This is a genomic window from Streptomyces sp. NPDC051563 (assembly GCF_044454225.1).
Taxonomy (GTDB): domain Bacteria; phylum Actinomycetota; class Actinomycetes; order Streptomycetales; family Streptomycetaceae; genus Streptomyces.
This window is the reverse complement of record NZ_JBITDL010000015.1, coordinates 37,985-49,562: the sequence shown is the minus strand read 5'-3', so window position 1 is coordinate 49,562 and position 11,578 is coordinate 37,985. Positions and strand designations below refer to the sequence as shown.

The following is an 11,578-nucleotide window of genomic DNA, read 5'->3' as shown; positions in this document are numbered from 1 at the left end:
CCGAACCTTGTCGGGATTTCTCCGTCAGGTCCACCCCCGTCCACGTGCGCGTTCTCCCGGGCCGGTGAACCTCCCGACAGGGCAGAAACGATCACAGTGAGCCCGCCGAACCGTTTCAGCAGCCCCCACGGCGCCCTTCCCGGCCCCCCCGGCCCTCCCCCCGTCCCACCCGCCCGCGGGAGGGCGGGAACCGGCCCGCCCGTCCGTGCGGCATGGTGGTCCGATGCAGTTACGCCGGGTCCTCCCCCTCTCCCTCGTCGCCCTCCTCGCGAGCGCCGGCTGCGTGTCCGTCGGCGGCCCGGGGACGTCCGACGCGCCCGCGCGCGGCCCCGTACCGCCCGCCGGCGCGCCGGATCCGAGCGGACCGGCCGACGCGTCCCCCGCAACCGGTGCCCTGGGGCTCCCCGCCGAGGCGCTGCCCCTCGGCGACCTCCCGGCGACCGACGGCCGCGGCCAGGACGCCACCGACGGGTCCGGCGGGTCCGGCGCTGCCGGCCCGGACGGCCGGGTCGACGGGCACGAAGCGGCCCGGCGGGCCGCCAAGGCCCTCCGCCCGGCGGCCGAACGACGCGCGAAGGCGGCCGCGCCGCGCCGCGCGCACCCGCCCAAGCCGGCCGCCGCCCGGCCCGAACGCCCCGTACGCCACCCCGTACCGCCGCTGCCCCGTACGGACGAGCTGTGCGCGGCCGCGGAAGGCTCGCTGCCGCCCTCCATCGTCGATCTCTGCATCCGCCAAGCCGGCCGGTGACCTGGACCGATGGCTGCATACGCTGGGCGGGCTTGACCCTCACACCGTGTCAGGGCCTGCACTGGAAGGCGTCATGTTCACCATCGGAGACTTCGCCAAGCACGGCCGGGTGTCGGTCCGCATGCTGCGTCACTACGACGCCCTCGGACTGCTGCACCCGGCCCGTGTCGACCCCGCCAGCGGCTACCGCTACTACGAGGCCGGGCAGCTCGCCCGCCTCAACCGTGTCATCGCGCTCAAGGAGCTCGGCTTCAGCCTGGAACAGGTGGGGTCGATACTCGACGAGCTGGTGAGCGCGGAGGAGCTGCGCGGCATGCTGCGGCTGCGGCAGGCGGAACTGGAATCGGCCATGGCCGCCGCGGCGGCCCGGCTGACCCAGGTCGAGACGAGGCTCCGGATCATCGAGAACGAGGGAATCATGTCTTCCATCGACATCGTCGTGAAGAGCCTTCCGCCCGTCCGCCTCGCCGAGTTGAGCGCGGTCGCGGCCAGCTACGACGGGCAGGACATCGGCCCGGTCATCAACCCGCTCTACGAGGAGCTGCTGAGCCGCGTCGCGGCGGCCGGCGTCACGCTGACGGAACCCGGCGTGGCGTACTACGAGGACGCCGGTGACGCGTCGCGGCCCGGCGCCGTCGTGGTCCACGCCGGGGTGGCGGTCACCGCGGACGTCCGGGCCGAGGACCTCGGGGGCGACGTGCGCATCGTGGTGCTGCCCGCCGTCGAACGGGCGGCGACGGTCGTGCACCGGGGTTCGATGGACTCCGTCCTGCCGACCGCACAGGCCCTGGCCCAGTGGATCGACGCGAACGGGGAGCGCTCCTGCGGCTACGCCCGCGAGGTGTCGCTGGCCTGCCCGGCGGACCGCGACCAGTGGGTCACCGAACTGCAGGAGCCCCTCGGCGCCTGAGGGCCCGCGCCCCGGTTAGGCTCCGCTGATGCAACGCATCCTCGTGGTCGGCATCAGCGGATCCGGCAAGTCCACCCTGGCCCGGGAGTTGGGACGGCTGCTCGCGCTGCCCTACCACGAGATGGACGCGCTCCACTTCTCCGGGCCGGGGTGGGCCGTCAGCCCCTCCTACGTAGCGGACCTCGCGCGGATCGCACAGGACGACGGGTGGATCCTCGACTCCCACGGGCCCGAGGCCGCGCGCGAGCTGCTGTGGCGGCGGGCCGACACCGTGGTGTGGCTGGACCAGCCGCGCCGGACCGTCATGCGCCGGGTGCTGGTGCGCTCGCTGCGCCGGAGCCTGCTGCGGGAGCGGCTGTTCGGCGGCAATCGGGAGCGGTGGCGGGAGTGGCTGCTCGCCGACCACCCGGCGTGGTGGGCCTGGTCCCAGTACGGGGCCCGGCGCGCGTTGCTCGGCGGGCTGGCCGGGGATGCCCGGTTCGCCCCGCTGCGGGTGGTGCGGCTGCGCTCCCCGAAGGCCGCCGAGGCCTGGCTGCGGGCTCAGCGGCCGGCCGGGCGGCCGGGCGTCACGTAGGCCCGGCCCCGCACCGCGCCGCGCACGGCTCCGCGCCGGACCGTGCGCAGCCGGCGCATCGTGGCGTGCCCGCGGCGGCGCCACTCCGCCCGCGGCAGACCGGCGCGCTGGCCGCCGCCGGTGATCAGGGCGTTGACCGGCGCGTGCGGGTCCGCGGCGAGCCCCTTGGCGACCAGGACCCCGACCACGAGCGGCACCAGGGCCACGGCCAGGGCCGAACCGGCGGTGGTCACGTGCTGCTGCATCCGCGGGCGGCTCGCGGCGGGCGCGATGGCGCGGGCGGTGGCGTTGGCGGTGCCGGTGGCGGTGACGGTCTCGGAGGTCATGCCCCCATTCGATCAGCGGGGGCCGTCCCGGGAATCGGGCCGGATACTCAGGCCGTTGAGTGCGAGGTACTCAGAAGCGGACCGGACGGGACCCGGGGACGGGGAGACCGGACGGAACCGGACGCACGACGACATGACCGCAGGTACCGGATCGGACGAGGGGACGGCCGTACGTGAACACACCCGGGCAGGGCTTCGAACCGGCGAGCGGCGACGGCCCCGCACCCTCCGGAGCAGGACGGGCGGCGGAGCTGCGCACCGCCTACGAGGGCCTGCTGCAGATCCGCCGGCTCGTCAACGGCCCGTCCGGCGCCGGGGTTCCCGCCCCGTGGGAGCTCCGGCTGATGCCGCGCGCGGTGGCCCTGGCCCTGGAGGCGGCCGGCATTCCGCCGTCGGCACGCGATCCGCGGGACCCGGACGGTGCGCGCACCCGGACCGGGTACCGGGTGGGCCCCGCCGGGTCCGGGGAGGGCCGCGTCGAGGTGACCTGGCTCGGTCCGCCGGGCGGCGGCGCGGCCGAGGAGGAGCAGGAGCGCCTCACGGCCTGCGCGGCCGCGCTCGAACGGCTCGGCTGGGTCTGCCTGTTGTACCGAGGCCCCCGCCGCCGCCGTTTCCTGGAGGTCGAGCCGCCGCCCGCCTGACCCTCCGCGAAATCCGGTACCCGCCGGGCACACCGCCGGGGCACACTCGCCCGATGGGAATGCCCGACGTCCAGGCAGACCGTGTCCGCGCGGGCGCGACGGTGGAGTTCCGGCCCACCGGCACGTCCATGGTCCCGCTCGTGGTGCGGTCCTGAACGGACTCCTTCGGCCGGGCGTCCACCCGGTCGGCCGGGCCCCGGGCCGGGTGCGAACGGCTTTCCCGCGCTGTTCACCGGTAGCGCCGGGCCAGTTCGGCAACCGCCTCCGCGAGGGCCCGGCGCAGTTCCGGGGGGCCGAGCACCTCGGCCTCCGCACCGAGGCGGAGCAGGTCGCCCACGGCCACGGAACCGGACTCTACGGAGAGTTCCACGTCCACCCGGCCGTCCGCGTCCGGCGGCCCGGCGGTGGCGAGGGCGCGGACGCCCGCCGCCCCGAACCACATCGGCAGCAGGCGCCGGGCGTGCGGGGAGAGCCGGACGACGGCGGTCTCCCGGCGCGTGGCCGCCTCCAGGCGGCGGGCGGACTCCTCCCAGTACGCGGCGAGTTCGAAGCCCTCGGGGCGTTCGAAGTGTTCGCCCGGGGTGTCCACGGCGAGGAACCGCCCCACCCGGTAGGTCCGCACGGCGCCGTCGGCCCGCCCGGGGGCGGGCACGGCCGCTGTCTCCGCCCCGGCCGCCGTGTCAGTCGTGTCCGCCGGCCGCGCAACCAAGTACCAGATGCCGCCCTTGAGGACGAGCCCGAGCGGCCACAGCATCCGGTGGACGGCTCCGCTCCAGCGGCGGTAGTGGGTCTTCAGGATCCGCTGGTCCCACACCGCCCCGGCGATCCGTGCGAGGTGCGGTACGGGGTCGGCGTCCCGGAACCAGGCGGGTGCGTCGAGGTGGAAGCGCTGCTGGATCCGGCGGGCCCGGTCGGCGAGTTCGGCGGGGAGGGCGGCCTCCAGTTTCAGCTGGGCGGCGGTGAGGTCCGCGCCGAGGCCGAGGTCGCGGGCGGGGCCCGGGGCACCGGCGAGGAACAGGGAGCCCGCCTGGACGTCGGTGAGACCGGTGAGCCGGGTCCGGTAGCCGTCGACGAGCCGGAATCCGCCGGCCGGCCCGCGGTCGGCGTGGACCGGGATCCCGCAGGCTCCGAGGGCCTCGACGTCCCGGTACACCGTGCGGACGGAGACCTCCAGCTCGGCGGCGAGTTCGGGGGCGGTCATCCGGCCGCGGTTCTGGAGCAGCAGGAGGAGCGAGAGGAGCCGGTCGGCGCGCATGCGGTCATTGTCCGGCATACCTGACAGGAGATGTCAGGTACGAGGGCCAGGCTGTGCACCACACCGCTCCACCACCACACCAGGAGGCCCCCGTGCCCACGTCCACCGCCAACGGATTCACCTTCAAGGACTGGGAGGAGCACCCCGTCACCCCGGAAGGCGTCTTCCCCCGCCTGGCCCGCGCCACGGTCACCAACGCCTTCACCGGCTCCCTCACCGCCCCCGCGACCACCTGCGCCTACACCGTGGCCTACACGGGGGAGACCACCGGCTCCTTCACGGGCATGGAGCTGGTCACCGGCACCGTCGACGGCCGCGAGGGCAGCTTCGTCCTGGAGGAACGCGGCACCTTCGACGCCACCGGAACCCAGTGCCGTTTCACCGTGGTCCCCGGCTCGGGTACCGGCGGCCTGACCGGTCTCGGCGGCTCCGGCTCCTTCGCCCACCACTACGGCGACACCTCGGTGGAATACGCCTTCGACTACGCGTTCACGGCCGCGGCCCCGGACGCGGTCACCGCCGAGGCCGCGACCGAGGCCACTGCCACCGGTCAGTCGGCGTAGCGCAGCAGGCGCAGCGCGTTGGCGACGACCACGAGGGTGGAGCCCTCGTGGACGAGGACCGCCGGGCCGATGCCGAGGCCGAGGGCGGTGGCCGGGACGAGCACCGCGACGATGCCGAGGCTCAGCCAGAGGTTCTGGCGGATGATGCGGCTCGCGCGGCGGCTGAGGCCGGTGATGAAGGGGAGCCGGCGCAGGTCGTCGGACATCAGGGCGATGTCGGCCGTCTCCAGTGCCACGGCCGAGCCGGCCGCGCCCATCGCCACGCCGACGGTGGCGCCCGCCATGGCCGGGGCGTCGTTCACGCCGTCGCCGATCATCGCCGTACGGGCCGTGCGGCGCAGCCGGGTCACCTCGGTGACCTTGTCCTCGGGGAGCAGGCCGCCCCGGACCTCGTCCATGCCGATCGCGCGGCCCACCGCGTCGGCCACCCGCTGGTCGTCGCCGGACAGCATCACGGTGCGCTGCACGCCGAGCCCGCGCAGGGCGGCCACCGCCGCGGCGGCCTCGGGGCGCGGGGCGTCCATGAGGCCGAGCGTGCCCAGCCAGCGGTCGCCCCGGCGGACCAGCATCGTGGTGCGGCCGGTCCGGGCGAGTTCCTCGGTACGGTCGCGGAGCCGGGCCGGTACGGGCGGGCCCGCGAGGGTGTCGGCGTAGCCGAGGCTGCCGATGTGGACGGCCTCCCCGTCGAGCTCGGCGACGATCCCGAGGCCGACGAGGGCCCGCAGGTTCGCGGCCTCGGAAGGGGCCGCCCCGGAGGCGGCCGCCTCCTGGAGGAGTCCGGCACCGTCCCGGACCACGGCCTGCGCGAGGGGGTGGTCGCTGAGGCGTTGCGCGGCGACGGCGGTGCTCAGCAGTTCCTCGCGGCCGGCGGGGTGGACGGGCTCGATCTCGGTGAGGCGGGGCCGGCCCTCGGTCAGGGTGCCGGTCTTGTCGAAGGCGATGGTCCGCAGTCGGCCGAACTCCTCCAGCGGCGCCCCGCCCTTGATCAGGACTCCCCCGCGCGCCGCCCGGCCCACCGCGCTGAGCACGGCGGCCGGGGTGGCGATGGCCAGGGCGCACGGGCTGGCGGCGACGAGGACGGCCATGGCGCGGTAGAAGGTGTCCGCGAAGGGCTCGCCGGTGAGCGCGCCGACGGCGAGCAGCACGGCGACGAGGACGAGGACCCCGGGTACGAAGAACTTCGTGAACCGCTCGGTGAACCGCTGGGTCGGCGAGGTGCGCTCCTCGGCGTCCTGGACGAGCTTGACGACGCGGGCCAGGGTGTTCTCCCCGGCGAGGCGGGTGACGGCGACGTCGAGGGCGCCGGATCCGTTGACGGTGCCCGCGTAGACGCGGCTCTGCGGTCCGGCCGCGCCCGGGTCGGCGAGGGCGGCGGCCCGGTCGGCGACGGGGACCTTGTCGGCGGGGACGCTCTCGCCGGTGATGGGCGACTGGTCGACGCTGCTGGTGCCGACGGCGACGAAACCGTCGGCCGGGACCCGGGTGTGGGGGCGCACGACGACGGTGTCGCCGACGGCCAGCTCCTCGACCGGGACCTCCACCGGCGCCCCTGCGCCCCGGCGCACCAGGGCGGTACGCGGGGCCAGCGCGCCGAGCGCTTCGATGGAGCGGCGGGCCCGGCCCAGGGCGTAGCCCTCCAGGGCGTGGCCGAGGCTGAACAGGACGAGCAGGACGGCGCCCTCCTCCCAGCGCCCGATCGCGGCGGCGCCGGCCGCGGCGACGAGCATGAGGAAGTCGACCTGGAAACGGCCCCCGCGCAGGGTGACCAGAGCCTCGCGGAGGGTGAAGAACCCGCCGAAGGCGTAGGCCGCGGCGAAGAGGGCCTGCGGGACGGGGCCTGCGTGCCCGGTGAGCTGGAGGGCGAGGCCCGTGAGGTAGACGGTGAGGGCGAGCAGGGCGCTGACCAGCTCCGCGCGCTCGCCCGGGAATCCCTGGCGGTGGGTGGTCCCGCCACCGCTCGTGGTCGCGTTCTCGGCTTCAGTCATGACATCAACATATCAGCATGTCGAAATATATAAACCTGGAGATGTCCTGATGCGCTGATCTAAAGTGACCGGCATGGAACCGGAACCGCTCACCGAACCGGACGCCGCCGCCGTGGCCGAGGTCCTGCAGGGCCTGGCCTCCCCGGCCCGGATCCGCATCCTCGCCCGCCTGCTGCACTCCCCCTGCTCGGTCGGCGAGCTGGCCGAGGCCCTCGGCCTGGGCCAGCCCACCGTCTCGAACCATCTGCGGCTCCTGCGGCACCTCGACCTGGTGACCGGCCGCCGCGACGGGCGCAGCGTGATCTACGAACTCCACGACGAGCACGTCGCCGCCCTGCTCCGGCAGATCCTGGCGCACGTGCACCACGGCAGCCGGGCCTAGAGACCGCTCCGCCCGCCGGGCCATGAACAAACAGCGACGCCCGCCGGGCCGCAAACCGCGACGGCGGCCGGGCGCAGGATGCGCACCGGCCGCCGCACGCGGGACCCGCTCCGGCTACGGCGCGCCGAAGGTGAGCGTCAGCTTCGGCGAGCCCTCGTTGGCCGCGGCCTCCGAGGACCACAGCCACAGCGCGTCCGTACCGGCGCTGCTCAGCGCCAGGCTGTAGGCGCTGCCGAGCGCCCCGGCGACCGTGGCCTTGTCGAGGCCGGTCGTCTGGACGGCCGACCCGTCCGGGACGCCCGCGAAGCTGCCGAGTGCCGGGCCGCCGAGCGCCGGGCGGTTGGCGTACGTGGTCCCGGCCTCGGTCCAGGAGCCGGTGACCGGGAGCACGGACACCGTGTCCGTCGTGCCGGCGCCGCTCATGGTGCTGGTCTTCACGCTCAGCGTGGCCGACTTGAGCACCGTGCCGGCGGGCGCGGCCGGCAGGTTGAACCGCAGGTAGCTCGCATAGAACGAGCTTCCGCGGACCGCGAGCGAACCGGACGTGCCGTAGTTGGTGCCCGGGGCGCCCGCGTTGGCGTACGTGTCCTCCGCGGCCTGGACCTCGACGACCGAGTCGGCCGGGGCGGAGGCCAGGGTGTAGTGGTTCTGCACCTGTGCCGCGCTCAGGACCGTCGGGTAGACGGCCGTCTCGTCGAGCTGGCCCGCCCAGTACTCGCTGACCGGACGGTCCGGCCAGCCGCCGAGGCTGTCGCCGCCCGCGTGCCAGTAGCCGGTGAAGTTCTCGTGGGCGGTGAAGCCCAGCGTGCCCTTCTGGACCCCGTCCACGTACAGGGTCATGCCGCCCGGACCCTGGGTCGCGACGACGTGGTGCCACTGGTTGTCGTTGTACGCGGCGGCGGTCGTGACGGTGTGGGTGCCGCCGCTGTAGACGCCGTAGACGAGCCGGCCGTCATTGGTCATGTAGATGTGCTTGTCGTACTGACTGCTGCCGCGGGCCTGGTTGTTGCCGAACCCGACGAGCTTGCCGCCCGTGGTGGTGTTCGTCTTGAACCAGGTCTCGATGCTGTACGTGGAGCCGACGTTCTGGCGGCGGTCCCCGTACACCTGGGTGTCCGTGCCGTTGAAGCCGATGGCCGTGCTCGCGCCCGAGACCGCGCCCGGGGTCTGGCGCAGGGCGGGGGCGTTCAGGTGCACACCGCTCTGGTTGCCGTCCGAGGAGTCGGCGACGAAGGGCAGGGCCGACTCGTCGTAGCGCCAGAACAGCTGGGCGCCGTCGGCGCGGACCGCGCTCGGGTAGGCGTCGGCCGAGTTCGGGACCGTGACGCTCGCCGTCGCCGACAGGGCGCTGGCGTTGCCGGCCGCGTCGGTGGCGGTCACCCGGTAGGTGTAGGACTGCCCCGCCGTGACGGTGGTGTCGGTCCAGGAGGCCTGCGGGCGCCGGAAGAACAGCGAGTCCGCCGCGACCGTGGCGATCGGGGTGGCCGAACCGTTGCGGTAGACCTTGTAGGTGAGCGTGCTGTCGTCCAGGTCGAGGCTCGTGCGCCAGCGCACCTGCACCTCACCGGGCTTGAAGCTCACGGCGCTCGCCACGGGAACGCTGGGCGCGCCCGTGTCCCCGGTGGAGGCGAAGCGCGTCAGGCTCTGCTGCGCCGCTCCGTTGACGGTGGTGAACTCGCCGCCGACCCACAGGTACTGGACGCCGCCCTTGGCGCCGACCGTCATCACGCGCGGGCCGATGCCCTCGCCGATGCCGTCGTTGGTGTCGGGAGCCCAGCCCAGCTTGCCGGTCGCCGTCGTCGGCTGGGCCAGCAGGTGGTGGCGCTGCCCGTCCGGGTACTCGCCGACGCTGGAGCAGTCGTGCGCGTGCGAGGCGCTGTAGAGCACGTTCTGGTACGGGAGCACGGCCTGGGTCGCCCCGAGGCAGGTGTCGCGCCAGCGCTGGCCGTAGTCGCTCAGGTTCAGGGCGATCCGGCCGTCGAAGACCCCGCCGCCCGTTCCCTCGTTGCCGGTGTAGAAGCCGGTCGCGTCGGTGGCGATGTCCTTGACCACCGAGTTGGTCTCGATGAACCCCGGGTAGGCCTTGGTGACGGCGCCGCTCGTGGCGTCGACGACAGCGAGGGCGTGGCTGTTGGTGCCGCCCACGGTGAAGAAGTCGCCGCCCAGGATCACGTGCTGGCCGTCCGGGGCGACCTCGACGGCCCGGCCCGGCTCGTCGGCGTTCGCGGTGAACGGCTTCAGCGTGCCGTCGGCCGCGTCGACGGCGGCGAACCGCTCGCGGGGCTGGCCCGCGACGGTCAGGAAGTCGCCGCCCGCGTACACGGTGTCGCCGGTGACGGCGAGGGCCCGGACGGTGGCCGCGAAGGCGGGCCGGAAGCCGGTCTTGACGGTGCAGGTCGCCACGTCGATGGCGGCGAGGCTGGAAACCGGGGTGCCGTTGACGGCCCCGAAGTAACCGCCCGCGTACAGGGTCGACTTGTCCGGCGAGAGGACGAGCGCGCGGACGGTGGCGGTGCCCGAGCCCACGGTGAAGGACAGCTTGCAGGCGGTCGGGGCGCCCGTCGCGGCGTCGAGCGTCGCGAAGTTCACCGCCTCCTGCTCGGTTCCGGCGGCGCCCTCCGGCGGGCGCACGGCGGAGAAGGTGCCGCCGACGAAGACCTGGTCACCCGCCTCGGCGAGGGCCCAGACGACGCCGTTGGCCTGCCAGGTGGGCAGCTCGTCGGCGGTGAAGGCCACCGGCGGTGTGACGGCGGCTGCCTGTTCTACGAGGCCGAAGCCCATGGCCGTGCAGGTGCCGGCCAGGGCCAGGGTGAGAGCGGTGGCCAGCCCTCTGGATCTGTGCATGAACCCCCCAGTTCTACGGAATGCGAAGTGCGGTTGGACGGAGTGTGAAAAACGGAATGGCCAGAAACTATCGCACGGACGTCCACGGCTCCGGCCTCGGGCACCTTAGGCGGAATCCCGGCTCCGTTCACCGCACTTGACCCATCGGATGCCGAATCGCACCGGTCCCGCACACCGGCACCGGGCCTGCGGCCCTTTCGCCCCCGCTCCCCCTGTCCGCACCCTGGGATGCCGGGCCCGTTCTGGCGATTGCCGCCCCGCCCGGGCCCGCGCCCCTCTACGGTGCCCTGGGGGACGGCACAGGCACGGGCAGGAGCGCACGCCCGGGGACGTACGCGGGCGCGGGACCGGAGGGGCGGAGCGGGATGAGCGACGAAGAAGACACGCGGCTGGCGAGGATGACCCCCGAGATCTCCCGCCGCACCCTGATCCTGCTCCGCGGCCTGGCCGGGCTGGAACCACCGGAGCAGGTGCCCGAGGAGGCGATGAGCACCGCCGACGAGGTCCTCGCGGAGTACGGGACCGACGGACTCCGCGTGCTGGTGATGACCCTGGCGGCCTGGGCGACGGCGCAGATCGAGAACGTCTCCGAGCTCAGCGGGCGCAGCCACGAGGCCGTCCTCGACGCCATGGAGCTGGCCTGCCTGGAGGCCGGCGCCGAGGAGTGACCGGGCGCCGCCGGAGAGCAACCGGCGAGGGCCGGAGAGAAGCGCCGGAAAAAGGAGCCGGGCCCGTTTCGGGCCCGTGTTTGCGGCCCTCGGGGTTTGTGTCGCCGAAAATCGGACAATCCTCCGGAGGCGGACACCTCGGATTCGACCCGGCGTCGGCGACACTGGGGGAAGCGGGGGGTCCCGATCGGAGGCCGTCGTGAGCACACCTTCCCCCATCCGGATCGCTGCCGTCCTGTCGACCGAGCATCGCGGGCGGCTGATGTCCCACGCCCATGAGGTCAATTTCCACGAGGGCGCACGGATCTTCGACGAGGGCACCCGGGCGGATTCCTTCTGGATCGTGCGCTCCGGCACGGTGACCCTGGAGATCCCGGTCCCGGGCCGCCGGCCCACCGCCATCGAGAGCCTGGGCCCCGGCGAGCTGGTCGGCTGGTCGTGGCTGTTCCCCCCGTACGTGTGGCAGCTGGGCGCGTCGGCCATGACGCCGGTGCGGGCGTACGAGTTCGACGCCACGACCGTACGGATGCTCATGGACGCCGATCCCGCCTTCGGATCCGCCCTCGGCCACTGGGTCGGGCGGGTCCTGGCGCTGCGGCTGCACCAGACCCGGACCCGGCTGATGGATCTGTACGCCCCCCGCCTCGCCGCGAGCTGACCCGGACGGTTCGGGCCGATTCCG

Annotated in this window: 12 protein-coding genes; 8 read left to right on the top strand and 4 right to left on the bottom strand. The window is 74.2% G+C overall.

What is annotated here, in order from left to right; all coding sequences use genetic code 11:
- The first annotated feature begins 223 nt into the window (after positions 1–223).
- From ACIA8F_RS19115 to ACIA8F_RS19105, 3 genes are all read left to right on the top strand, one after another.
- Positions 224–748, top strand: coding sequence for a hypothetical protein (locus ACIA8F_RS19115; protein ID WP_399380117.1), 525 nt, complete (start codon positions 224–226; stop codon positions 746–748).
- 73 nt (positions 749–821) lie between these two features.
- Positions 822–1,658 carry a MerR family transcriptional regulator gene (locus ACIA8F_RS19110; RefSeq protein ID WP_399380375.1) on the top strand — a complete coding sequence of 279 codons (837 nt, stop codon included), beginning with the start codon at positions 822–824 and terminating at the stop codon, positions 1,656–1,658.
- A gap of 28 nt (positions 1,659–1,686) precedes the next feature.
- Positions 1,687–2,232, top strand: coding sequence for an adenylate kinase (locus ACIA8F_RS19105; RefSeq protein ID WP_399380116.1), 546 nt, complete (start codon positions 1,687–1,689; stop codon positions 2,230–2,232).
- Here ACIA8F_RS19105 and ACIA8F_RS19100 read toward each other — a convergent pair.
- Positions 2,199–2,558 carry a hypothetical protein gene (locus tag ACIA8F_RS19100; protein ID WP_399380114.1) on the bottom strand — a complete coding sequence of 120 codons (360 nt, stop codon included), beginning with the start codon at positions 2,556–2,558 and terminating at the stop codon, positions 2,199–2,201. The genes ACIA8F_RS19105 and ACIA8F_RS19100 overlap by 34 nt on opposite strands.
- A gap of 173 nt (positions 2,559–2,731) precedes the next feature.
- Here ACIA8F_RS19100 and ACIA8F_RS19095 point away from each other — a divergent pair, with 173 nt between their 5' ends.
- Positions 2,732–3,199: a hypothetical protein gene (locus tag ACIA8F_RS19095; RefSeq protein WP_399380113.1), complete on the top strand. Its 468-nt coding sequence runs from the start codon at positions 2,732–2,734 to the stop codon at positions 3,197–3,199.
- Between the two features lie 229 nt (positions 3,200–3,428).
- Here the strand turns inward: ACIA8F_RS19095 and ACIA8F_RS19090 are convergent, their stop codons facing one another.
- Positions 3,429–4,454 carry a helix-turn-helix transcriptional regulator gene (locus ACIA8F_RS19090; RefSeq protein ID WP_399380373.1) on the bottom strand — a complete coding sequence of 342 codons (1,026 nt, stop codon included), beginning with the start codon at positions 4,452–4,454 and terminating at the stop codon, positions 3,429–3,431.
- Between the two features lie 92 nt (positions 4,455–4,546).
- Here ACIA8F_RS19090 and ACIA8F_RS19085 point away from each other — a divergent pair, with 92 nt between their 5' ends.
- On the top strand, positions 4,547–5,017 hold the full coding sequence (locus ACIA8F_RS19085) for a DUF3224 domain-containing protein (protein ID WP_399380111.1): 471 nt from the start codon (positions 4,547–4,549) through the stop codon (positions 5,015–5,017).
- On the opposite strand, the gene ACIA8F_RS19080 is transcribed toward ACIA8F_RS19085, so the two are convergent.
- Entirely contained in the window at positions 5,005–7,002 is a 1,998-nt protein-coding gene (locus ACIA8F_RS19080) for a heavy metal translocating P-type ATPase (protein WP_399380109.1), read from the bottom strand. The two genes, ACIA8F_RS19085 and ACIA8F_RS19080, sit on opposite strands and share 13 nt — an antisense overlap.
- A 73-nt stretch (positions 7,003–7,075) precedes the next feature.
- On the opposite strand from ACIA8F_RS19080, the gene ACIA8F_RS19075 reads away from it, so the two are divergent.
- Entirely contained in the window at positions 7,076–7,384 is a 309-nt protein-coding gene (locus ACIA8F_RS19075; RefSeq protein WP_399380108.1) for an ArsR/SmtB family transcription factor, read from the top strand.
- 114 nt (positions 7,385–7,498) lie between these two features.
- Here the strand turns inward: ACIA8F_RS19075 and ACIA8F_RS19070 are convergent, their stop codons facing one another.
- A complete protein-coding gene (locus tag ACIA8F_RS19070; protein ID WP_399380106.1) occupies positions 7,499–10,228 on the bottom strand; it encodes a DNRLRE domain-containing protein in 2,730 nt (909 codons plus the stop codon).
- A 365-nt stretch (positions 10,229–10,593) separates the two neighbouring features.
- On the opposite strand from ACIA8F_RS19070, the gene ACIA8F_RS19065 reads away from it, so the two are divergent.
- Together ACIA8F_RS19065 and ACIA8F_RS19060 are read left to right on the top strand one after the other, a co-directional pair.
- Positions 10,594–10,896 (top strand): hypothetical protein, encoded by a 303-nt coding sequence (locus tag ACIA8F_RS19065; RefSeq protein ID WP_399380104.1) that lies wholly within the window; start codon positions 10,594–10,596, stop codon positions 10,894–10,896.
- Positions 10,897–11,095: 199 nt separating this feature from the next.
- On the top strand, positions 11,096–11,554 hold the full coding sequence (locus ACIA8F_RS19060) for a cyclic nucleotide-binding domain-containing protein (RefSeq protein WP_399380103.1): 459 nt from the start codon (positions 11,096–11,098) through the stop codon (positions 11,552–11,554).
- Positions 11,555–11,578: the final 24 nt, after the last annotated feature.

Coding starts and splice junctions, on each gene's coding strand:
- ACIA8F_RS19115 (WP_399380117.1), top strand. CDS start 224: ATGCAGTTACGCCGGGTCCTCCCCCTCTCCCTCGTCGCCCTCCTCGCG.
- ACIA8F_RS19075 (WP_399380108.1), top strand. CDS start 7,076: ATGGAACCGGAACCGCTCACCGAACCGGACGCCGCCGCCGTGGCCGAG.
- ACIA8F_RS19090 (WP_399380373.1), bottom strand. CDS start 4,454: ATGCGCGCCGACCGGCTCCTCTCGCTCCTCCTGCTGCTCCAGAACCGC.
- ACIA8F_RS19100 (WP_399380114.1), bottom strand. CDS start 2,558: ATGACCTCCGAGACCGTCACCGCCACCGGCACCGCCAACGCCACCGCC.
- ACIA8F_RS19080 (WP_399380109.1), bottom strand. CDS start 7,002: ATGACTGAAGCCGAGAACGCGACCACGAGCGGTGGCGGGACCACCCAC.
- ACIA8F_RS19065 (WP_399380104.1), top strand. CDS start 10,594: ATGAGCGACGAAGAAGACACGCGGCTGGCGAGGATGACCCCCGAGATC.
- ACIA8F_RS19105 (WP_399380116.1), top strand. CDS start 1,687: ATGCAACGCATCCTCGTGGTCGGCATCAGCGGATCCGGCAAGTCCACC.
- ACIA8F_RS19070 (WP_399380106.1), bottom strand. CDS start 10,228: ATGCACAGATCCAGAGGGCTGGCCACCGCTCTCACCCTGGCCCTGGCC.
- ACIA8F_RS19110 (WP_399380375.1), top strand. CDS start 822: ATGTTCACCATCGGAGACTTCGCCAAGCACGGCCGGGTGTCGGTCCGC.